Origin of the sequence: Planktotalea sp., from assembly GCF_039984035.1 — a bacterium.
GTDB lineage: Bacteria > Pseudomonadota > Alphaproteobacteria > Rhodobacterales > Rhodobacteraceae > Planktotalea.
Map to the genome: position 1 here is coordinate 13,258 of NZ_JBDWVM010000154.1, position 21,442 is coordinate 34,699.

The following is a 21,442-nucleotide window of genomic DNA, read 5'->3' on the forward strand; positions in this document are numbered from 1 at the left end:
CTTCACAAGAAAAACGCCCTGTATTTGCTAAGAAAAGATACGTGTTGTGATGGTTTTGCTTTCATGTGCTGCGTTTTCGCGTATCTTTAGGAAAACAGCGCACATCGGAACCATGGGGACACATCATGGCCAAAGACACTAAGGCAGAGCAGCCACCCTATTTCAACATTAATCCAGACAAGGCTTTGGCCGCTTTGGAGGATCCTGTCAGCACGGATGGCTTTGCGGATATTGCAAAAGCCTGCGCTGCAGGGCGGGATGATCTATCTTCGCGGGGGATGAATGAAGAGGGACGCAAACAGTTGCGTCTGTTCTCCACTTGGGAAATCACCAAATATCTGATCCCCGTCGCGCAGGCCCATTTCCGCCGCGTGCTGAAACAAAACCCAGAGCTACCACAGGGCACCAGCGAAACCACGGGCGGCGCCAAATGGTTCACCCTAGACGAGGTGCTGCGCCTGCGCGCGCATTTCGCTACGGGCGGCTCCAAGGCCAAAGAATACCAGCCCTACCGCCCCGAAGAGTTGCCCGCCAAAATGGTGGCTGTGGCGAACTTCAAAGGCGGGGTTGGCAAGACCTCTACAGCGGCGCATCTGGCCATGTCCGCCGCGCTCGATGGCTATAAGGTGCTGGTGCTTGATCTGGACAGCCAGGGATCGATGACATCCATCTTTGGCGGTCAGGTCGAGGACGAATGGGGCACGGTCTTTCCCCTGCTAGCGCGTCACTACGGCGAACACCTGCGCACAGAGAACCAAAAGCGCCTCGATCGGGGTGAACCGCCCCTGCCCTTGGACGATACCCTCTCTGAGGCGCTGGACATCACCGCCGACAGCCTGATCAAACCAACCCATTGGCCAAACATCGATCTCATTGGTGCGCAGCTGAACCTCTATTGGGCCGAGTTCCAAATCCCCGTCTGGCGTATGCAAGCGCGCGGCTGGAAACTTTGGGATGCGCTCACCGAGAGCCTTGAGGCCGACGGTGTGCTCGATAAATACGATCTGGTCTTCATCGATACCCCCCCTGCCCTTGGCTACCTCACGATCAATGGTCTGGCCGCCTCTGACATCCTGCTCGTGCCGCTTGGCGCGTCATTCTTGGAGTTCGACAGCACGGGACGTTTCTTTGATATGCTGCATTCCACCTTTGCCTCTATCGAGGAGGGTGAAAACATCGCCGCGCGCGCGCTTGGTCGCGCAGAGCTGGCCTTTGAATGGGATGCGGTGCGCGCGGTGGTCACGCGCTATGACGGGGCGCAGCAGGCGGAACTTGCCGGCTTGATGCAAGCCTACCTCGGGCGCACGCTCAGCCCGCATCGTCAGGACTTCACCGCGCTGATCGGGCAGGCGGGTGAGCAGGTCAGCGGCATCTATGAGGCCGACTACCGTGATTTCAACCGCGAGACCTATGTGCGCGGGCGCGAAACATTTGATGCGACCTATGCAGCCTTCAAAGAGCTGCTCTTGGGCGTGTGGCGGCGTGATGAGCTGCAGCAGGAGCGTTCGGATGGGTAACCTACGCTTCATGGCTTTCTGCTTCCCTCTGCCCTTGTCACAGGAGGATTTATAATGGCTAAACGGAAACGCCTTGCGCCGGCCCAGCCGCGTGACCTGGATGCTGCGCCACTGGAAACCAAAAGTATGGCAGGGTTCACGCCCCATCCTGCACCGCCCATTGCTAGCGTTGCTGGTGATGCCTCTACCGTGGCCGCGCTTGAGGAGCTGTCCGAAACCCTGCGCCGTGCGCGCGCAGAGGGGCGCATGATCACGGCGATTGCGTTGCACCAGATCGATGAAACCTATCTGGTGCGTGACCGTGTCGTGGTAGACGATGAGGAGATGGCAGCGCTGCGCACCAGTTTGCAAGCACGCGGCCAACAAACCCCGATTGAAGTGGTCGATCTCGGGGACGGGCGCTTTGGCCTGATTTCCGGTTGGCGTCGCCTGCAAGCGCTCCGCGCGATTGGCTCTGAGAGCGCGAAGGCCATCATTACCGCACCGCGCGAAGCCCCAGATGCCTATGTCGCGATGATAGAAGAGAACGAAATTCGCGTCGGACTTAGCTACTTTGAACGCGCGCGTATCGTTGTGAAGGCTGTTGAGGCTGGCGTCTTTGAGGGTGACAAAAAGGCCTTGCAGACTCTATTTCAAAGCGCGTCGCGCGCGAAACGATCCAAGATCAAATCCTTCATCCCCGTGGCCAGCCAGCTTGGTCACGCGCTCAAGTTCCCGACCCAGATGGGGGAGCGCATGGGGTTGCAGCTGTCAAAACTTCTGTTGAACGATTCAAGCGCCTCAGGGCAAATTGCAGCGGCTTTGATGGATGCGTCCTGTGATAACTTTGAGGCGGAACAGCAGGTTCTGAATAGGTGTCTAAAACGCCTTTCAGTCTCTGATACTGGTGGCGAAAGGGTCGCGCCGAAACGCTCGCGCAGCTATGCGCCTGTGACGGGGATCGTGATCACAGCCGAAGAGCGCTGCATCACGATGCGAGGCTCCCGTGTGGATAGCGCGCTTTTGACGGATTTACAGGCCTGGCTGAAGAGCCGTCAGCGTTAAACGCTGAGGCATCACAGGCGCGCAAATGTTTCGCGCGCGAAACATTTGAGAGTCTAAGAGGCGGATTACTCCGCGTTGTCATACCCATTTGGATTGCGGCTCTGCCAGTTCCACGCAGAGCTGCACATGTCGTCCACAGTGTACTGCGCTTGCCAGCCCAGCACACGCGTCGCCTTGGAGACGTCTGCGACGCTCTTGGCCACATCGCCGGGGCGACGGTCTGTGATGCGATAGGGGATGGACCTGCCGGCGGCTTTTTCAAAGGCCTTTAGCATTTCTAGAACGGTGGTGCCTTGACCGGTTCCAATATTGAACGTCTCGCTGCCCGTAGTCTTCATCGCATGTTTGAGCGCTGCCAGATGGGCGCTGGCGAGGTCCTCAACATGGATGTAATCCCGCTCACCCGTGCCGTCACGCGTGTCGTAATCGCCGCCAAAGACCTGTAGCTGTGCAAGACTGCCGCCCGCGACGCGGGAAATGTAGGGCACGAGGTTGTTGGGGATGCCCACGGGATCTTCACCAATATCGCCAGAAGCATGTGCACCCACAGGATTGAAGTAGCGCAAGATCGCGGCGGATGTCTCTGTGTTGGCGGCGGCCCAATCGCGAATGATATCTTCAACGAACTGCTTGGTGCGCCCATAGGGGTTGATGGCGCCTAGACGGTGTTCTTCGGTGAAGGGGGGCTGCTCATGCGGATCATAGACCGTCGCGGAGGAAGAAAAGACAATCCTGCGGCACCCGACGCTGTCCATAGCTTCGAGCAGGGCGAGACTGCCAGTGATGTTATTTTGATAATAGGCGAGGGGCTTTTCAGCGGATTCACCAACGGCTTTTAGACCTGCGAAATGGATGACCGCATCTGGGCGGGCCTCTTCTAGCGCTGTCTTTAGCGCACCAGTGTCGCAGATGTCGCCCTCAACCGCGGTGAGATCGGATTGCCCCAACCGACGCACCCGTTTGAGCGCCTCGGGAGAGCTGTTGGTGTAATTGTCAAAAACCGTGACCTGAGCGTTGTCGCGCAGAAGCTGCACAAGGGTGTGTGAGCCGATAAATCCCGCTCCGCCAGTTACAAAAACACGCATACTACATCCTACACTTGGGCCTGTATTGGGCCCCTCGTGTGAGCCTCTTGGTCTGTATGTCGTTAACATTCAGGAAGAGGGGCGTCCAATTCTGATTGAAGGTTTTGCGGCTAAATGTTTCGCGCGCGAAACATTTAGGATTTGCTGTCGTTGCGAAAGTAAGCCGCCCATGCATTCGCATCAGGGCCTGTTTGAAGGGCTGGCAGGATGCGGTTTGTTTTGATGAGATGGGCTAAACCCATCATCATAGTGCGGTTGCTGACCGTCCATCCGCCATGAAACTTTGCGCTGTGCTGTGCCATGAGACGCAAGATTGTATCATCAAGTTCGTCGTCCCCAATTTGAAACCACGCTGCTAAAAATGCGGGTAGGTTCGATCCTTCATATTTAGCCCCTAATGTACGCTCAACGCGTGGATCGATTGACAGGGGGAATTCACCTTTCTGAACCAATGGATTTCCTGTGATGATTGCTGTGATGGGATCAAGCGAGCTGTCTGTTTGTGCGAAAGAGGTTTCTGCCAATGCAATTGGCAATTCAATGCTCGCCCCAGCTTTCCAAATCGCTTCTGAGTGATGTGCGCCTGCCTGATCTTTAGGGCCTGGGCTGTAGGGCCAATGAGCGACGCGCTTTGTTCTTGTGCGTCGGTGCCGGGTAATGACTTGAAACTGGCGAAACCATTGATCAATGCCCAGTGCGATCGTGGCAAAGCGAGAGGGCGCATCAGGGAGATGTGCGCCATGGGCAAGCGCTGCTCCATAGAGATTTGCATGATTGATCGCTTCGGGAATGCCGTTGAGGGGGTGGCGAAACCAAATCGCACCGTTTTCGATTTGCAGAGCTTCGTGTGTGAGGCAATCCAATGCTTCGATTGCGCCTTGCGCGATTATGCGATCCCCAGTTGCCAATGCGTATTCTACGAGAGGTAGGCATATGAGGCCCAGAACTGTGATTTCATTTGTGCGCACACCGTCAATTTGCGCGCTCCACCCCGGGAGCGTGGCTTTGCGAATGTCGTCAATAATACCGCGTTGATCATCCCGTAGGGCCAGCATGCGCATACAGCTTTTGTGCATGAGATGATGATACCGATCCTCTTGGGTTGTTAGTGCTAAGTCATGGACTGCGCGTCCCAAATAACCCCAGTACCAAGCATAATAACGTCCACCTAAATCTCTGGGGCTCTTTGCACGGTTGAACATGATTTCAAGACGTTTCTCCAAGACATCAAAGACGGCATCGGGGGAGGGAAGGTGGAGATGGTCAGGAAGCAAGAGGGGAGGCGGGTGTTGTTTCGCAGAGAACAATGATTTCAGATTGAACATGATAGCACCATTCCTGTTAGAGTGGGCTTGCATTGTTCCCATGAATTCAGCCTTGTGGGGACCATAACATAAGTTGGAATATTTTCTTCATGATTACACCGGTTATTCTCGCAGGCGGGTCAGGCACGCGGCTTTGGCCGCTCTCGCGCAAGAGCTATCCAAAACAATTCGCGGATTTGGGCCAACTCGACACGTTGTTTCAGGCAACGGTCAAACGGCTGGCAGGGCAGGGGTTCCGTCGTCCTGTTTTGCTCACCTCGGAAGACTACCGTTTCATTGTGACAGAACAGATGGGCGGGGCAGGGGTCTTGCCCGAGGCGATCTTTATTGAGCCCGAGCCACGCGATACGGCGCCTGCGGTGCTGGTGGCGGCGCTGTTCTTGCAAGCCAGTGATCCTGACGGGCTGATGCTGATTGCGCCTGCGGATCATGCGATCCCTGAGGCGCCCGCGTTTCGCGCGGCGGTAGAGGCTGCGCGCAGCGCGGCAGAGGCGGGATCGATTGTGACCTTTGGCATCACGCCAGATCGTCCTGAAACGGGCTATGGCTATTTGGAATTGACCGAAGACACCGACCCAAAGGATGCGCCTGCACCTTTGAAAGCTTTCGTGGAAAAACCGAAATTGGGACGCGCCAAGGCGATGGTGGCCTCTGGGCAATTCCTGTGGAACGCGGGGATCTTTCTAGTCTCGGTTAAAACGATTTGCGAGGCTTTCGCGCAATATGCGCCGGATATGATCACCCCCGCACAAGCGGCCTTGGATGGGGCCGAGCAGGACCTCGGGTTTCGCCGTTTAGACAGGGCTGCTTTTGCGCAGATCGAAAAGATTTCGCTCGATTATGCGATCATGGAGAAGGCGGATAATTTGCAGGTTCTGGCCTTTTCTGATGGCTGGTCAGACCTTGGCGATTGGGAAGCGCTGCGGCGCATTGCGGATAAGAACGAGCAGGGCACAGCCCTGATTGGCGAGGCCACATCGGTGGAGTGCGAAGACAGCCTGCTCTGGGCCGCATCTGAAGGTCAAGAACTGGTGGGCATCGGCCTTGAGAACATCATTGCGGTTGCGATGCCTGATGCGGTGCTTGTTGCGGATCGTAGCCGCGTGCAGGACGTCAAAGCGGCTGTTGCCGCGCTGCAAGAGAAGGGCGCGAAACAAGCCAGCCAATTCACCCGCGATCACCGCCCTTGGGGCTGGTTTGATTCACTGGCGATGGGCACGCGGTTTCAGGTGAAGCGCATCGTTGTCACGCCAGGCAGTCGCTTGAGCCTGCAAAGCCATGTGCACCGCGCAGAGCATTGGATCGTGGTCGAAGGCACAGCCCATGTGGTGATCGATGATACGGAGCAAATGGTGACTGAAAACCAGTCTGTCTTTATCCCCCTTGGCGCGGTCCACCGGATGGAGAACCGCGGCAAGGTGAATATGACATTGATCGAAGTGCAGACGGGTAGCTATTTGGGTGAGGATGACATCATCCGCTATGAGGATGTGTATGCCCGCACGTGATTGGCTGCCTTGACTGCGTTTAGATCAGTGCGTCGTCGCGAGAGCCGCCAGCGGCTTCAAGAGCTTTAACCCAGAGCGGCGTGCGGCCTCGGCCGGTCCATGTTTGCTCTGGATCTGCTGGGTTGCGATATTTTGGTGGGCTGACTTTTTTCACTTTGCCGGCCTTTGTCAGCTCAGACAGTGAGAAGCCCATCTCAGCCGCTTTCTTTTCCAATTCGACCAAAGCTTCACGCTTTTTTCGATCTTCAAAGTTTGCGATTGTTTTTTCGACGTCTTTACGGAGTTTTTTGAGCTCTTTGAGAGAGAGTGTATTTAGATCCATTTTTCATCCCCATGAATAAATGCATGGGCGTAAGATACCCGTTTTTAAAGAATGAAAAGAGGTTTTTTATAAAAGGGCAGTTTTTTGCCCAGTTTAGAATGCTTGACGTTGTACCGCGGGAAAGGGACTCGCGGAAATATTGAGAAATGCTCGATCTGATAATGAGAATTATGTTGTTTTATCTCGCAGACTTAGTGTCTAACCACGCGAAGACTGCGGTAAGCGGCGTTGATGAGCTCTGCGCGAAAATGTCAAAGATCGAAAGTGTTAAGCGGGTGACAGGCTGGAGCGTTTCGCTTAGAGATGAGACAGGTTTTGACAAAAGGTATTCGCAATGGACGGACGTTTGGCACTGCTTTTCTTTGCTATCGGATTAACCGATATGAAGACCAATGATTGCGAGACCGGTTGCCTTGCGCGCACCCCGGCCCAAGAAGCGATTACCCTCTCTTTTGGCAATGTGATTTTTCAAGAAAAAACCATCGGGAGCGAAGCTTATTTGCGCTACGATCTGGGCACATCTTTTGGCCCTTTCCAGCCTGCGGTTGGACTGTCGGTGACGGATACGAACGATATTTGGGTGGGCCTTGGCGCGACGCATACAACGCGGTTCTGGGACCGCCCCTCTGGCGCTGGCGGCTATGCGCAGCTGCACTTTATGCCCGGTGTCTATGCCCAAGGCTCTGGCCCTAATCTGGGTCACGATATCGAATTCCGCTCTGGCGCTGAAATCGGCTGGCAGGCCCGTAGCGGCCTGCGTGTCGGTGTTTCTTATGACCACCGCTCGAATGGTGATATTTCAGCGATCAATCCAGGGTTGGAAACGCTGCAACTGCGCGTGAGCGTGCCGCTGAATTAATAGCATTTAGAGATTAGATCTTATGGCAGGTTCTGACGTTATTCCATTTACGATTTCTGCGCCTGCTCAGAATGAATTACCGTATTTATCCGAGGCGCTGCGGACTCGTAAGCTATCGGGTGACGGCCCTTTTACACAGCGCTGTCATGCATGGCTGAAACGTCACCACCATACCAGCGGCGCCCTTTTGACGGCGAGTGGAACAGCGGCCCTAGAGCTGTCCTGCATCTTGACGAATGTGCAGCCGGGCGATGAAGTTATCATGCCCTCCTACACGTTTTCGTCGACGGCCAACGCGGTCGTTTTGCGGGGTGGCGTGCCGGTCTTTGTGGATGTGGAACCACATAGTATGAACCTTGATCCTGCGTTGCTGGACCAAGCGCTGACATCGAGGACCAAGGCTATTCTGCCGATCCATTATGCGGGCGTTGTTGCCGATATGGATCCGATCATGGCGTTCGCGCGAAAGCATGGTTTGATCGTCATAGAAGATGCGGCGCAATCTTTGGGATCTACCTACAAGGGTACGCCGGCTGGCATGATCGGGGACTGCGCAGCGATCAGTTTCCATGAAACCAAAAATATTGTGTGCGGTGAAGGCGGCGCCTTTATTACGCGGCGCGCCGATTTTATGGAACGCGCTGAAATCATTCGGGAGAAGGGCACCAACCGCTCACAATTTATCGCGGGATTGGTGGATAAATACACGTGGGTCGATATGGGCTCATCCTATTTGCCAAGCGAGTTACAGGCTGCGGTTCTCATGGCGCAGTTTGAAGCGATGGACGGCTTTACGGCGCGCCGTCTTGAGATATGGCAGCGCTATTATGAGGCCTTTGCCGAGCTGGAAACGCTCGGTCATTTGAGCCGTTTGCACCCTGCCGATCACAGTCAGCACAATGCGCATATCTTTGCTGTTTTGCTTGGGGAGCAACATGATCGCGCTGAGGTGCTCAAAGCGCTTCTTGCGCGCGGCGTGTTGGCGGTGTTTCACTACATTCCGCTGCATAGCGCCCCTGCGGGTCTGGCCCATGGGCGGGTGGCCGGACCTATGGATGTGACAGATCGCGCAGGCGCGCAATTGATCCGCTTGCCGCTGTATGCCGATTTGCGCGATGATCAGGTGGAGCAGGTGATTGCGTCTCTGACAGAGGTTCTTACGGCAAAGAGTGTGGTTTAGTTACCGAAAGACAAATCGGTTCAGCGCCCACATTTGCGGCAGCAACAGAATGCCCATGGAGAGCAGCGGTGCCAGATAGGTGCTGATGCCGATCCATTCTACCATCACAACCACAAGGGCGAGGTGCACAAAATATGTCAGAACATACAGGATGACATATTTGAGGAAAGAACTGGCGACTTTTGCCTCTGATTGCCAAGACCACAGCCGGTTCACCGTGTAATTCCACAAGATGCCCAGCACATAGACGATGGTGACCGCGATGCGGTAATCGACATTGACGTAGATCAGTAGCGCGAACAGCCCATAAAGCGTGACATTGGAGGCAATGCCATTGACGATAAAGCGCCAGCTTGCGCCGCTCAGGGATCGGGCCATCTGCGTGCTACCCGAGCAATTCGTGAATGTGCTGGATGATGTCAAACTGGAAGAACAGGTTGTCTTTGGCCAGAATGCCAATGGGCGTTAGGTTGGCGATGTCCTGCTGCAAGATATCGTTGCGCATTGCAAACATCGCGCCCACGTTTTTACAGCTGAGGGATGGATAGCCACCGCGCAGCACCTCGCCCTTGGCGAAGGTGACTATGCTGCTGTCGCCGATCACCCCATCGGCACGTAGCCAAGCCTCAACTTCAGCCGTTACATTGGAGGTGTCTGCGCCTTTTGGGTAGACCAGTTCAATGGACATCGGGAACTGGCCGTGCGGGCCCACATCATCGGCGTAGTTATAGCCGAACGAGATGCGGTGAATGCGATCATGCCCGTGATAGAAGGCGTAATAGGTGCCCTCGCAATTTGGCTTCTCTGACATCAACAGATTACAGATAACTGTTTGATGGGGGGGATCGAAACTATACTGGCTCATGTCCAGCTTCAACGTTGCGGCCAGCGCGGGCATGCCAACGGACCAATGCACAGAAGCAGTGTCTAACTTGCGGGAGGTGCCATCATTCAAGGTGATATTGGCCGCAGTGCATTTCCCATCTGATAGCTCAAGACCGCCCAATTTTGCACTGGTCAAAATTTCGATATCCGCCTCTTTCAGGCGCGTTTCTAGTTTGCCGATAAAGCGTGAAAGTCCGAATTTCGCAGGGTAATACGCGCGCTTTCCCGACAGGTATTTTTCCGGGTAGTTGAGCTGATCTGGAAAAGCGAGGCGCGCGGCAAATCCCGGGGCTTCGGCCAGAACCTCGATGGCCTCAGTTGGGAGCAAAGCCACGCGGCCAAGCCCTTGCACATTCATTGCGAGCCAATGGATATCCTCGGCGGGCATATGTTGGCGGGCTTCAATTGCAGGGCGGATGACTTGCTCGGCAATGGCATCGCCAAAGCGCGCGCGCGCATAGCTCATCACATCCATGTCTTCGCTTGGCGCTTGGTTGGGGGCAAGGTTCTCGAAAAATCCGGCGACCAGCTCTGCACGGCGCGCTGGATCAAGATCGCTCAGGTTCGGATAGGGTGTGTCATACTGCACGCGATCCTCAAACCAAGACCCGCCCAAATCACGTTTGTAATCGGTTAGGAACTTCCAGTCGTCCTCTGGCAGGAGCGACAGGAAGAAGTCATCAACATCGGCATTTCCGGTCTCATAGAAGGTATGCACACCGCGATCGAAAATACCCTGTTCGCCATAGTCAAAGGATTGCAATAACCCGCCGACTTCAGGCGCCTGTTCAACGATAACGACCGCGCTCTCAGGGTGTTTGCGCTTGAGAAGATGCGCGGCGTAAAGGCCCGCGATACCGCCGCCAACGACAAGATGAGTTTGAGGCATGGGCAGGCTCCTTACAGGCGACGCATGATGACAGTGAAGTCATATAGGCCGTAATCGTGATGGACCGACACCCAAGGCGTCAGGGACATGCAATAATCGAAGATCTCGCGCGGGTCGGGATAATAAAGATCCTCGCGCATCCGCTTTGGATCGGAATAGGCGGTTAGGAAATTGCTGGAACAGGCCTCAGTGCTGGCCTCAAAAAACGCCTTGAGGCTGCTCTCAACATGGTTTTGCCAATCTTGCGGATCACTGCCCATCAGCTTGTTAAAGACGCCGCTAGCAACGGTGAAATCAGCCTGCTGCAAATCACTGATGCCCCCTTGCACAAAGCGGCGGCGTGGCCCTGCGTTTGTGGCTTCGGCCGCTTCGATCATTTTCGGGGCGATATCATAACCGGTATAGTCAAAGTCTTGATAGCCATCGCTCTCAAGCAGGGCTGCGAGGTGCCCATAGCCACAGCCCACGTCATTGATGGAAAACTGGGAGGTGCGATCAACAGCTTTGATCACTTGGCGCAGGCGCATTTCTTGGGCGTCACGCCCGTTCCAGTCCAGCCCTTCTGGCGTGGCGCCATGGGCTTCGATCTTGGAATCAAAGAAGGCTGCCGTTTGCGCCAATGCGTCAGTCTTCAATGTCATGAACTTTCCTAACAATTGTCAGAGGGCGTTGTTTCACTTCTCTGAAGATATGCGCCACATAAAGCGCATTCATGCCTTGTAGAAAGGTGATGATCGATGTGGCTGCGCAGACAAGAAGCACCGTGGAGGCCCAACCGGGAACTGAATTTCCAAACAGCCCCATGAAGAGCGCATAGAGCCCGATCAAGGCGGTGATGCCCGCCAGCGACAAGGCGACGACAATCGACATCATCAAAGGTTTGGTGGAAAAGGCGGTGATCCCGTTCAGCATCAGTTTGACCTTATGCTTGAACGTATAGGTCGTCGTTGAATCATCGGTCTTTTGCACGGGAATGAACATTTGCTTGAACCCGATGTCAGAGCAAAGGGCGGCCAAGAACGGCTCTTTGTCTTTGTAGGACATCAAGGCCTGCACATAACGCTGTGACATCAGGCGCGCGGTGATCAGATTTGCGGGCAGCTCTGTGCTCGAAAGCTTTTGCAGAAACTTCCAAGCCAGCCCACCAGCATAGCGTTCTTGGGCGTCGCCAAGACGGGCCATTTGCACGCCGCCCACCACGTCCACTTCTTTGGCGTTTTGGAAGGTGTCCCAAAATTCAGAGAGAATTTCAGGCGGTTCTTCAAGGTCGATATCAATCAAAAAGACATGCGCGCCTGTCGCATATCCAAGGCCTGTCAGGATCGCAGGGTGATGACCGAAATTGCGCGATAGATCGACAATGCGGATCTTCTTGTTTTTGCTTTGCGCCTCCAGTGCGACATCGAGCGCGTGATCGGGGGAGCCATCGTTGACGAGAATAATTTCGTATTCGTCGCCGGCGATTTTTTCTGCCTGCACCGCGATGCGTTCACAGAATTCCATCACATAGGCGGCGCTGTGATACATGGTGCTGACAATGGATAATTTCATACGGCTATTCTCCTATGGTTGGGTCTAGCATTGAAACCTGTAGACGCAAGTATTTGCTCCCATAGAACTTTGTGATTAGGACTAATCACAACACATATGAAAGAGGCATTCGTGCGCACAACCGTCATCTTGCAATCGAATTATATCCCTTGGCGCGGGTATTTTGATCTCATGCGGCGCGCTGATGTTTTTGTGCTCTATGACGAAGTGCAATATACCAAAAATGATTGGCGCAATCGCAATCAGATTATCACCGGGAATGGTCCCCATTGGCTGACAATCCCGGTGAAGAAATCCGGCAAGTTCGGGCAGAGTATAGCAGAGACAGAAGTGATCAATGGCGCATGGGCGCGCAAACATTGGATGAGTGTTTCACAAAGCTATGCAAAAGCGCCGTTCTTTGATGCGGTCAGTACGTGGTTGAAACCCTGTTTTGACGGCGCGGCAGAGCAAAGCCATTTGAGCGAAATCAACGAGATGTTCTTGCGCGCTATTGCCGATTATCTGGGTTTTGAGACGCAGATTATCCGCTCGACGGAGATTGCGGGACAAGCGGATCGGGTGGGGCGTTTGGTGCAAATTTGCGACCATCTTAAGAGCGATACCTATTTGAGCGGACCTGCCGCAAAATCCTATCTCGATGAAACGGCCTTCACGCAGCAGGGCATAGGTGTGGAATGGATGGCATACCCCCAATACCCAGCCACGGTCGCAAACCCGGATCAGGCCCCTGCATCTATTTTGGATGCGCTCTTTTGGTTGCCGGTGAATGAGGTTTTCGCATGACAGATAAAGCAACGCGTCTGCTGGATTTCGTATTGCTCATCACGGCATGTGCTCTGGCTGGGGCGGCTTTGTTTTTTGTCGCGGGCCAATTCGATATTGTGCCAGAGTTATCAGATTCCGCTTATTACATTATCAACACCACCACACCGCAATTCATCGACAATCAACTCACGATGTTTGGGCCGCTTTGGTATAGTTTCTTTGGCCCGCTGCCGTTCATAACAAGCCGCTTCCTACATCTGGCTATTTTGTTTGTATCAGGCGCGTTCTTTAGCTGGAGATGTGCCCAGCTTATTTCTGGCCAACCCCACAGTTTAAAGCATCTTACGGCGGCTCTCTTCGGGGGTACCTTCGTTCTGTTCTATTTCTGCTGGGGCCTGTTTGAACCTAGCTACAATAGCCTTGTGATCGTGTTCTACATGGGGACCGTTCTGTGTGCATTGCCTTTCATGCCAACGCGCCCTAACGCGCCCGCGTTGGCGAGAAGACCCTTCATTGCCTATGCGATTGGTTTTGGCGCGTTTCTCACATTTGTGGCCTTGATCAAAATCACCGCCGCCGCGCTTATGACCGTCTTTTTTGTGCTGTTGTTTGTGGTGGTACAGATCATCGCTCGTGGCCGTTCGCTCGGCTTCAAAACCCTCGTGTGGGAGCTTTGGGATATTTTCCGTTGGAGCCTCCTTGGCGTCTTGATCCCGATCCTTTTAATCTGGGTGCGCCTGTTTGATCCGATTGAGTTGTTTCGGCATCTGGCGAACGGCTATCACAGTACCGAACTACTGGGGGGGCATAGTTTTTCGCTCAGCGATCTGTTCACTAAATATGTGGAGTATGTTGGCGCTCTGCGCGACGCTCTTATTGATCATCCCCTATTTATACTTCTGGTCGCCGTGCCCTTTGTGATGCAGAACAAACGCTTGCGCGCCAACAAACATGCGGGTCTTTTGATGGGGCTTGCGCTGGCCGTTATCCTGACCTGCGGTGCCCTATTGATCAAAGGGGCCTTTGCTGGAAATCGGGCAGAATTATTTGGCTTCGTTGCTCTGCTGCGCACCTCTGCCTTCCTGCTGGGTGTGGGCGCTCTTTTACATCTTGGGCATGGAAAGACATCCCCGCTCTGGGTCATCGGGGCCTGTATGGTCTTTGGGGCTTTCCTGGTCAGTGCGGGCACCACGAATGGATGGGTTTGGCAATTCGGCATTTATAGCTGCTTTGCTTTGATTTTCATGACGGTGGCGGTGCTGTTTAGCTCAATGAGGCGTCAAGTTCTCTATGTGCCAACAGCGGCGGTTCTCATAGGGTTAACGGTCATTGGGTTTTATAACGGGATTGAAAGCCAGCCCTACCGAATGAATGCACGTTTGAGCGAGGCGCAAACTGCGGTCTCTTATGGGCCAACACAAATCCCGATGCGCGCCTCTGATGCTTTGGCGGACACGTATCTTGCATTGCAGTCCGTTACCCCCGACTGGGGACCTGACGACAAGCCGCCTGTCTTTATCGATCTCTCTGGCCGCGCTCCTGGGATTGGTCTGCACTTGGGATTGCGTCCCCCTAAAATGGCTTGGATTTTGGGCGGCTATCCAGGCAGTGATGCCTACTTTGATTTTGCGCTGTCCTTGCTTCCCGCGGAAGACATTTCTCAGGCTTGGGTTTTGATGATTGATCCGGACGGAGACCCTTACAAAAAGAGCCTCTCACAAGAGCTGCTTAACAGCTATTTAGAGACAGGATCCGGGCGTTCATTCCCACAGGATTATACGGCAATTGCAGATGTTCCGATTGCCTATATCAAGCGCAATGCAATCTTATATAAGCCGAAGGAATGAAGTTAGCGCGCGCTGGTGTTCTCTTGCCTGTCAGAGAGCAACATTCCCGAGAGCAAGAACACCAACAGCATGTAGAGCTGGACGGAAAAGAACGACTGAAAAATTGAATCGGTGAGCCCGCTGAGTGCTGGCACAAAGAACAGACCGAGCGCTGCAGGAAACAGGCGATGGGTGCAAAACCATAGGGCCGAGGCTTGGAATAACAGACCCGAGATGAGCCCAATCACCCCTCCAGCAATCATATAAGACATATAAGTTTGATGGGCCCTGAACCACCAATCGCGCTCAATGATTTCATGGATTAACAAGCGCTCATTCACCTGTCCTGCCCCCATCGGCCAATGCGCGATGATCACGTCGCGCGCCGCGGCCCAAATTTCGAAGCGGAGAAAGGCGGTGCTTGAAAGCCCGTCTTTGCGAATATGCTCGATCGTGTAGCGCATGCGCATATCAAGCGTGCCACCCATGACCGCATCTGCGAAATAGAGCAGCGCAAGGACTGCGATGAGGCCAAGAGCAAGCCCCCCTAGATCGCGCAAGGGACGTCGACCGTTGGGGCGTGTGATTATCAAATAGGCGCCGAGGGCTGCGGAGCACAGGAACCAGATCACAAGGACCATGCGCCCCCCTGAATAGAGTGCCATAACTGCGGCCAGTATCAGCAAAGCGCCGCGCAAGAGCTGCGCGTGGCGTTGCATGTTGTGAAAGTTGCAAAAGGAAATCAAGGTCAGGCACAAGAACCAGACGGGTGGCACCAATGCGGTGTTGGCAAAGGCCTGTGCCCGGCTGCCTTGGGCGCCGAAAAAGAAGACGCTCATGATCATGAAGGACATGAGTAAACCGAGTGGCATCCAGCGCTGTATATCTGTGATGAAGTCGCGGTTTTTGTTAACGAAGAGCCACATCAGAACCAGACCCACCAGAGTGATGGACCAGGATTCAAGGGCGATCCGTTGGAAGTGACGCATGTTACCTTCCATCGAAGGATAGAGAAGTGCATTCAGCGTGAAATAGAGTGCAAATTGGGCGAGCAGGACATAGGGCCAGATCAATTTTGGTCGGGGTATGAAATTGCCTTTCCCGCGCCAGATGACCGATATCAGGATCAGCACCGTTGCGAGCTGCAACGCCACAAGATGCACCACGGGCACCAGTCCCAGAGACAGAGCAATGCCCGCTCTTAAAGTGGTCTGAACACGGTCAGACATCAAAAAACCCTGTAAAAGCGCATTAAATCGTCCATGAAAAAAGATGGTGGAAAAGCAATTAGGGTAATGTGTTCTATTTTAAAACAAAATTAGTCATTTGGCGAGCAAACGCCGCAGGTAAAATTTCAAAAAGCCATCCGCGGCGGAACGCACAGACCAATCCAAACGGCGATAGTCGACAGCATTGATCGTTTCCAGATCGGGCAGATCAGAGCCAACGGGACGTGTGCAGAAAATACAAACTTCATGGCCTGCAGCGGCCAAGGTTTCGGCCTGTTTCACGACGCGGTAATCGGGATTGCACGGGTTCGGCACCACCATCGCAACGCGCAATGGGTTTCCTGTTGCATCAAGTCCGGCATAGACGTCGCGCAAGACAGCTTCTTGTGCCTCCCAGCTGAATTGTTTGGCCAGTTCAGCGATACGCGTTTCATTCAGTCGTGGCGCTGCGCCGTTGCTGAGAAGCGTGGCCAAAGCATCGGCAAATGCCGGGGCGGAGACTGGATCATAGCACACACCCAGTTGATGTTCTTCGATGAAAGGGCCCATTTCCGCCAGCCGCGCGCCCAAGATGGGCAGACCGGCAAGCATGGATTCAAATAACTTATTGGGCATCGCGTAATCATAGGACAGCGCCACGGGGATCACCGGAATGACGGCAATATCCCCTTCGGCGATGAACTCGACAACGGCTGTTGGCGAAACGGGATCATGAAAATGGATGTGATCTTGTAGGTTCAGCTTAGCTGCGAGCTGAGTAACCGCGTCGAAGATCTCGGGGCGGGTTTTGCCGACCATGGACAGGCGAACGTTTGGATTGGCGCCCGGGCGTTTGAGATAGGCTGCCATGCCCTCCAAGGTCTGCTCGACGCCGCGGTTCATAGTGATGTTGCCCGTATAGACCAGCACGATAGCATCATCAGGAATATTGGCTTCTGCGCGCAGGCTTCCCCGCGCGGGTTGCTGCCACTTTTCTGGCAAGGGGCGCGAGGTCTGCGGCGGTGCATTATAGATCACGCGAGGCCGTTCAATCCCGTACTCTGCAACCAGATGATCGGCAATCTTTTGGCCCACGGTGGTGACGGCATCCGCTTGCGGCAGATAACGCTGTTCGATCTTTTCAACGTTGCGGCGCTGGCGTGGGGACAAAGGCGGGTTGCGGTGGGCTTCAAGCTCATGGCTATCAAACACCATGAATGCATCACTGCGCTTTGCGGCTGCGACGCCCAAGGGCAAGGACATGCCGTCATGCGTATGCACCACATCGGGTTTCCACGCGACAATATCGTTCTCGAAAACGCTGCGAAAAAGCTGATGTACGAAAAGTTTTGCCGTATTGTAATAGGCCTTTTTCGTTGCAACGAGAGGAGGGATGAGAAACCCGAGATAGTCTTGAATGAACTTTTTCATTTTTTGGTCTTTATTTGCCCGAAAATAGCATCCCGGAAGTGAATTTGTACTTACGAAGGCTGCCGCGCTGGAAGCATGTGCGCTTGCTCTAAAGCTTGACGGATAAAGGCACCGTTTGAGGTGGGCGTGAACATATTACGCCGCTCAAGCAGATAGTTCGACAGCTCCGTGCTAAAGTCAGAGCCATCGCAAAGTTTCCAAATGATTTCGTTCGCCTCTTCTTGGGTATCGAACAAGCCGGGGTAGTCTGCACCGAGCTGCTCTTCGCGCACCAGATTGCGCCGCGAGACAATAGGGGTGCCGACGGCCATGGAATCTAGGATTTTACCAGACCCTAAATAGCTTGAATCGGCGCATTCCTGGCCCAATGTTGCAAGACATCCAGAGAGTAAGGCGGGCATCTTTTCATAAGGCACTGTGCCTAGATTCAGACTGTCTTTGGGGAGAGCGATTCTTATGTTGCCAGCAAATGCGCTTAGCAAGGGAGACGTGTCTTTCGCGCGCGATTTTGCGGTTTGGATGGCACGCATTAAGGTTTGAGGGATCGTTTCGTCGGTGACGCGCCCAAAGAAACCAAAGACACCTGCGCCGGTTGTCATTGCGCGCGCTTCAAAGCGGTCTTGGGGCGAAATCTCTTTCAGGAAAAGCGCGTCTATGGATTGCCGGATGTTGACGATCTTACTCGAGGTTTTGAACCCTTTTGGATACCATTTTTGCAGGAAGGCGTGGTCTGGATCGCTGGCGCCGTTCGAGCCCAAGAGATCCTTCCAGGCTTGGGTCGTGACGATGAGAGCATCAGCGATTGCGAACATCTCTTCATTATAGGGCAACGCCATTGTCACTTTGGGATGCGGAAGAGATTTAAAGAGTTCTGCGTTGGCGCGTACATAATAAAGGTCGTAGTCACGCGATGGCGCATAAAGTTTATCAGGCCTGATTTCGAATGTGCCATCAGGATGCAAAAGATGGTCGTTGTAATAGACATCCGCGAAGGTCATCAGGGCTTTATAAAATCTCAGCTCGTTGATCATATCGCCGCGAGTTGGCTCGATGAACGGCTTGTCCAAAAACTGTACGAAAATACGAGGGCGCATAGGATCACTCATGCCTTTGTCCGATCTGAACTTTACTGTGTGTGTCTCGGATGTAGGTCACGAAATCGATGCCAGACGTTGAAATGTCATAACGCGCCAGGGTTTGGGCTCTTATGTTTGCACGATCTGCGGCGTCCTCTTTTTGCTGCGACTTTGCGAGAATATAAGCGGCGGCGTCCTCGGCCGTATCAAAGGCGGGGAAGTCTGGGAACATGCTTTCAGGGGCGCCGAATTGGGCCATGAGCGGCCAGCGCCGCAACACAGGAATAACCCCGCTGGCCATAGCTTCGACCACGCTTTCGTGGCTGCCTTCGCGACGACTTGTCGAGAGAATATATCCGATCTTTTCCCGCCATCCCGCGACATCACGGGTAAAGGGATCAAAGATGACATGTTGCTCAAGAGGCGCCAACTTGGCCAGAAATGCATCGTGATAAGCGGCCTCGAAATCACTGAGCTCGTCTGCCCAAGGCGTGCCAACCAAGCGCAGGGTCCAGCGCGGGTTCTGTGCAACCAGCTGCTCTAGGATATCGAGCGCAAAAATAGGATCTTTGTTCCAGTTTGAATATTGCATCAAACCCAATGTGAAACGCGCATCGTCCGTTTTCGGATCGAGCGACAGTTGCTTGAGATCGCGGATATTTTGAATGACCGTGGTGTTTTCAACGGTAAGGGCGGGCAGAGAGAAGCTGTTCAAAAACACTTCGCGGATGTGATCGGCAATAAAGATGGCACCATCCACCCGTGCCATATTGGTGAAATATGGGTTTACGCTGAACGCTTCGTAGCTGTGACAGCGGACAATCAGGCTTGTGTCTTCTGGGAGGTACCGGCTGAACCACACAGCAGGCGCATTCCACCATTCAACAAAAACAACGTCGCACCAAGTGATAAGATCATGTGCCCAAGGGCAAGCATCGGCCAACAACGCAAACCCGTCTTGTTGCGACGGCTTGCAGGGCCCCGTCGTATAGAGCATGTCGAACATCGTTGGGTGCGTACGATCTGTTTTGTTGGTCTGATCGATGGCCCTTTTAAGATGGTCGAAGGGCAGAAAGCGAACTTCGATCCCGGCCTCTTCTAAGACCTCTGTGGCCTCGCGTAGAAAGTTCCAGTTTCCTGCGTTTGACGCAATGAGTATGCGCAAAGGGCGATCCGCTGCGGACGCGTTTGACGGTGTGGCACGCGGGGTTTGATCCATCGCGCTCCAGTCGTGCAGTGTTTTAGGCAGGCTGGGTGCAATGCTGCGCAGGGTTTCTGGGGAAACCTGTTCCAAGACCGTTGGCGTCAGCAAAGGCGAATGCGCCGTAACCTCAAGGCCGAGCTTCTGTGCATATCTGACAGAGGACAATCCCATCTTAGCGACTTGTGTCCGCACTTTTGGCATGTCGAAGGGGCCATCCAAAAGCGTGCTGAGATATTGAAACTCTTGTTCGAACTCTCCGGTTGTCTCGCACAGCTGGCCGCGTTTGACATGGATATCCCACAACAGGTTATCGATGTTCGCATCGCTGTTTTGCAAGACGTGAAGCGCGTTTTGGACCTCGTCCCAATCTTCGCACAAAAAGCTGACATAGGCTTTGTTGACGTGAAAGGGCACGCTTGTGAGCGCGCTGGACTTAAACGCCGGCAGGATCGTTTGGGAAATACGCGCTAGGACGTCAGTGTTTTTCTGTTTGTTCGCATAAAGGGCAATTTTGTGTAGCTGCGCGCCAACACCGGGGTATCCGAGATTGTTTTGTCCCAACTCCCAAATCACGTCCAAAGCCGCAGTGCAGTCATTTTGGCGGATTAAATGATTTGATTGAACAATTCTGAATCTCAGGTTCAAAGGCGTTGGGCGTTTTAAAAGACCTGCAGATATCAACGGAGACACCGTCTTCCTGACCACCGACAAGAAAGTGCGTCTGAGTTGCATGTGATCTGCCTTTTAATGGGGTTGGTCACGACTTGTTATCATTCGCACTTAAGGCGTTCAATGAAGATTGAGCGGTGAACCGCTGTTTACACCATGGGGAGATCGTCTGTGTTGGAATAGGGCTATACCTTTAAATATCAGGCAGCTAAGTAGTGAAACATCCTGCCGGAAGATGCTCAAAATGCCACATTCGAAATTGTATTCGGGGACAACGCGGGCGCTCCAAGCCGCGCGCATGATTGCCCGCTTTAGCAAGACGCTCTACATCATCTTTCTTCGAGGCAATGTCTGGCCCTTTTTCGTCACTGTTGTGCTGAATTTCTTGGGGCGCGTGTTCAATCTCGCGGCTTTTGTCATCAGCATCCAAAGCATCTACATCGCCTTTCAAAGCTCCGCATCCCACGGGGCGGCCTTCAAAGGGAAAGAGTATTTTGATTTTCTGGGCCTGAGCGATGCTTGGCTGCCCTGGCTCTTGGCCGCTCTTGTGGTTGGTATCTTTATGATGCCGGGCATTCTTAAGATTTTCGAAACCCGGATCATTGCGCGTATTGCACGGCGCAATCACGAATTTTGCTTAGAGCAAGAAGTGTTCCTGAAGACAGACCTGTTCGTAACAACACGTGCGCCTGCACTGCTGCTGTTTCTCTGTCGGTTTTTCTCTGGTGCCTCTTTTATTATTATTGCTTTAGCTATCGTTGCGCTGTTCAGGGTTGATCTGTTTGTCATCGTTTTGATTATCTCGATTGCAATCGCAATATTGGTTGTTTTCTCCAACTGGCGCCAAATCATCCGTGTCGCAGAGCAAATCCCACAGCAAAGCGCTTATATAACTGCGGCGCGGCGCGCCTTTGATACGGAGCGCAGCGCAGAGATCGAAGAGATCACCATCAGTGCCTCCACAGCACGCGAAACCCATTTCAACACGACATTGGGCAATTGGTCCCGTGTGAATAGAACCGCGATCTATCAAGTGGGGCTTATGGGCGTGGCAACGGCAGCGATTGTTCTATTTGTCTTTCGGTTGGATGATTT

19 protein-coding genes are annotated in these 21,442 nt (G+C 53.7%); 8 read left to right on the forward strand and 11 right to left on the reverse strand.

Annotated features, from left to right (window positions below):
- Window positions 1-125: 125 nt before the first annotated feature.
- Complete coding sequence (locus ABJQ89_RS06875) at window positions 126-1,517, forward strand: AAA family ATPase (RefSeq protein WP_348495526.1); 1,392 nt, start codon at window positions 126-128, stop codon at window positions 1,515-1,517.
- A gap of 54 nt (window positions 1,518-1,571) precedes the next feature.
- Window positions 1,572-2,561: a ParB N-terminal domain-containing protein gene (locus ABJQ89_RS06880; RefSeq protein ID WP_348495527.1), complete on the forward strand. Its 990-nt coding sequence runs from the start codon at window positions 1,572-1,574 to the stop codon at window positions 2,559-2,561.
- Window positions 2,562-2,626: 65 nt separating this feature from the next.
- Here ABJQ89_RS06880 and galE read toward each other — a convergent pair whose 3' ends face one another.
- Both galE and ABJQ89_RS06890 read right to left on the reverse strand, forming a co-directional pair.
- Window positions 2,627-3,646 carry a UDP-glucose 4-epimerase GalE gene (gene galE / locus ABJQ89_RS06885; protein ID WP_348495528.1) on the reverse strand — a complete coding sequence of 340 codons (1,020 nt, stop codon included), beginning with the start codon at window positions 3,644-3,646 and terminating at the stop codon, window positions 2,627-2,629.
- Between the two features lie 134 nt (window positions 3,647-3,780).
- Window positions 3,781-4,971 (reverse strand): hypothetical protein, encoded by a 1,191-nt coding sequence (locus ABJQ89_RS06890; protein WP_348495529.1) that lies wholly within the window; start codon window positions 4,969-4,971, stop codon window positions 3,781-3,783.
- A gap of 89 nt (window positions 4,972-5,060) precedes the next feature.
- On the opposite strand from ABJQ89_RS06890, the gene ABJQ89_RS06895 reads away from it, so the two are divergent.
- On the forward strand, window positions 5,061-6,479 hold the full coding sequence (locus ABJQ89_RS06895; protein WP_348495530.1) for a mannose-1-phosphate guanylyltransferase/mannose-6-phosphate isomerase: 1,419 nt from the start codon (window positions 5,061-5,063) through the stop codon (window positions 6,477-6,479).
- 19 nt (window positions 6,480-6,498) lie between these two features.
- Here ABJQ89_RS06895 and ABJQ89_RS06900 read toward each other — a convergent pair whose 3' ends face one another.
- Window positions 6,499-6,801: an H-NS histone family protein gene (locus tag ABJQ89_RS06900; RefSeq protein WP_348495531.1), complete on the reverse strand. Its 303-nt coding sequence runs from the start codon at window positions 6,799-6,801 to the stop codon at window positions 6,499-6,501.
- Window positions 6,802-7,135: 334 nt separating this feature from the next.
- On the opposite strand from ABJQ89_RS06900, the gene ABJQ89_RS06905 reads away from it, so the two are divergent.
- Both ABJQ89_RS06905 and rffA read left to right on the forward strand, forming a co-directional pair.
- Window positions 7,136-7,660, forward strand: a complete 525-nt coding sequence (locus ABJQ89_RS06905; protein WP_348495532.1) for an acyloxyacyl hydrolase — start codon at window positions 7,136-7,138, stop codon at window positions 7,658-7,660.
- Between the two features lie 22 nt (window positions 7,661-7,682).
- Window positions 7,683-8,840, forward strand: coding sequence for a dTDP-4-amino-4,6-dideoxygalactose transaminase (rffA, locus tag ABJQ89_RS06910; RefSeq protein WP_348495533.1), 1,158 nt, complete (start codon window positions 7,683-7,685; stop codon window positions 8,838-8,840).
- Here the strand turns inward: rffA and ABJQ89_RS06915 are convergent, their stop codons facing one another.
- From ABJQ89_RS06915 to ABJQ89_RS06930, 4 genes are read right to left on the reverse strand one after another with little or no spacing between them, the layout of a single operon-like run.
- Window positions 8,841-9,218 (reverse strand): GtrA family protein, encoded by a 378-nt coding sequence (locus ABJQ89_RS06915; protein WP_348495534.1) that lies wholly within the window; start codon window positions 9,216-9,218, stop codon window positions 8,841-8,843.
- 7 nt (window positions 9,219-9,225) lie between these two features.
- Window positions 9,226-10,614 (reverse strand): NAD(P)-binding protein, encoded by a 1,389-nt coding sequence (locus tag ABJQ89_RS06920; protein ID WP_348495535.1) that lies wholly within the window; start codon window positions 10,612-10,614, stop codon window positions 9,226-9,228.
- Window positions 10,615-10,625: 11 nt separating this feature from the next.
- Window positions 10,626-11,255 carry a methyltransferase domain-containing protein gene (locus tag ABJQ89_RS06925; protein ID WP_348495536.1) on the reverse strand — a complete coding sequence of 210 codons (630 nt, stop codon included), beginning with the start codon at window positions 11,253-11,255 and terminating at the stop codon, window positions 10,626-10,628.
- Window positions 11,239-12,165: a glycosyltransferase family 2 protein gene (locus tag ABJQ89_RS06930; RefSeq protein WP_348495537.1), complete on the reverse strand. Its 927-nt coding sequence runs from the start codon at window positions 12,163-12,165 to the stop codon at window positions 11,239-11,241. The genes ABJQ89_RS06925 and ABJQ89_RS06930 overlap by 17 nt, the downstream gene beginning before the upstream one ends.
- 96 nt (window positions 12,166-12,261) lie before the next feature.
- On the opposite strand from ABJQ89_RS06930, the gene ABJQ89_RS06935 reads away from it, so the two are divergent.
- On the forward strand, window positions 12,262-12,951 hold the full coding sequence (locus tag ABJQ89_RS06935; RefSeq protein ID WP_348495538.1) for a WbqC family protein: 690 nt from the start codon (window positions 12,262-12,264) through the stop codon (window positions 12,949-12,951).
- Window positions 12,948-14,780 (forward strand): hypothetical protein, encoded by a 1,833-nt coding sequence (locus tag ABJQ89_RS06940; RefSeq protein ID WP_348495539.1) that lies wholly within the window; start codon window positions 12,948-12,950, stop codon window positions 14,778-14,780. Before ABJQ89_RS06935 ends, ABJQ89_RS06940 begins: the two co-directional genes overlap by 4 nt.
- 2 nt (window positions 14,781-14,782) lie before the next feature.
- Here ABJQ89_RS06940 and ABJQ89_RS06945 read toward each other — a convergent pair whose 3' ends face one another.
- The 4 genes from ABJQ89_RS06945 to ABJQ89_RS06960 form a co-directional block, all read right to left on the reverse strand.
- Window positions 14,783-15,988 (reverse strand): O-antigen ligase family protein, encoded by a 1,206-nt coding sequence (locus ABJQ89_RS06945; RefSeq protein WP_348495540.1) that lies wholly within the window; start codon window positions 15,986-15,988, stop codon window positions 14,783-14,785.
- Between the two features lie 93 nt (window positions 15,989-16,081).
- Window positions 16,082-17,398, reverse strand: coding sequence for a glycosyltransferase family 4 protein (locus ABJQ89_RS06950; RefSeq protein ID WP_348495541.1), 1,317 nt, complete (start codon window positions 17,396-17,398; stop codon window positions 16,082-16,084).
- A gap of 50 nt (window positions 17,399-17,448) precedes the next feature.
- Window positions 17,449-18,504, reverse strand: a complete 1,056-nt coding sequence (locus tag ABJQ89_RS06955) for a hypothetical protein (RefSeq protein ID WP_348495542.1) — start codon at window positions 18,502-18,504, stop codon at window positions 17,449-17,451.
- A complete protein-coding gene (locus tag ABJQ89_RS06960) occupies window positions 18,497-20,239 on the reverse strand; it encodes a hypothetical protein (protein WP_348495543.1) in 1,743 nt (580 codons plus the stop codon). Before ABJQ89_RS06960 ends, ABJQ89_RS06955 begins: the two co-directional genes overlap by 8 nt.
- A gap of 352 nt (window positions 20,240-20,591) precedes the next feature.
- Between ABJQ89_RS06960 and ABJQ89_RS06965 the strand changes: the two genes are divergently transcribed.
- The coding region (locus ABJQ89_RS06965) for a hypothetical protein (RefSeq protein ID WP_348495544.1) at window positions 20,592-21,442 on the forward strand (851 nt) is incomplete at its 3' end.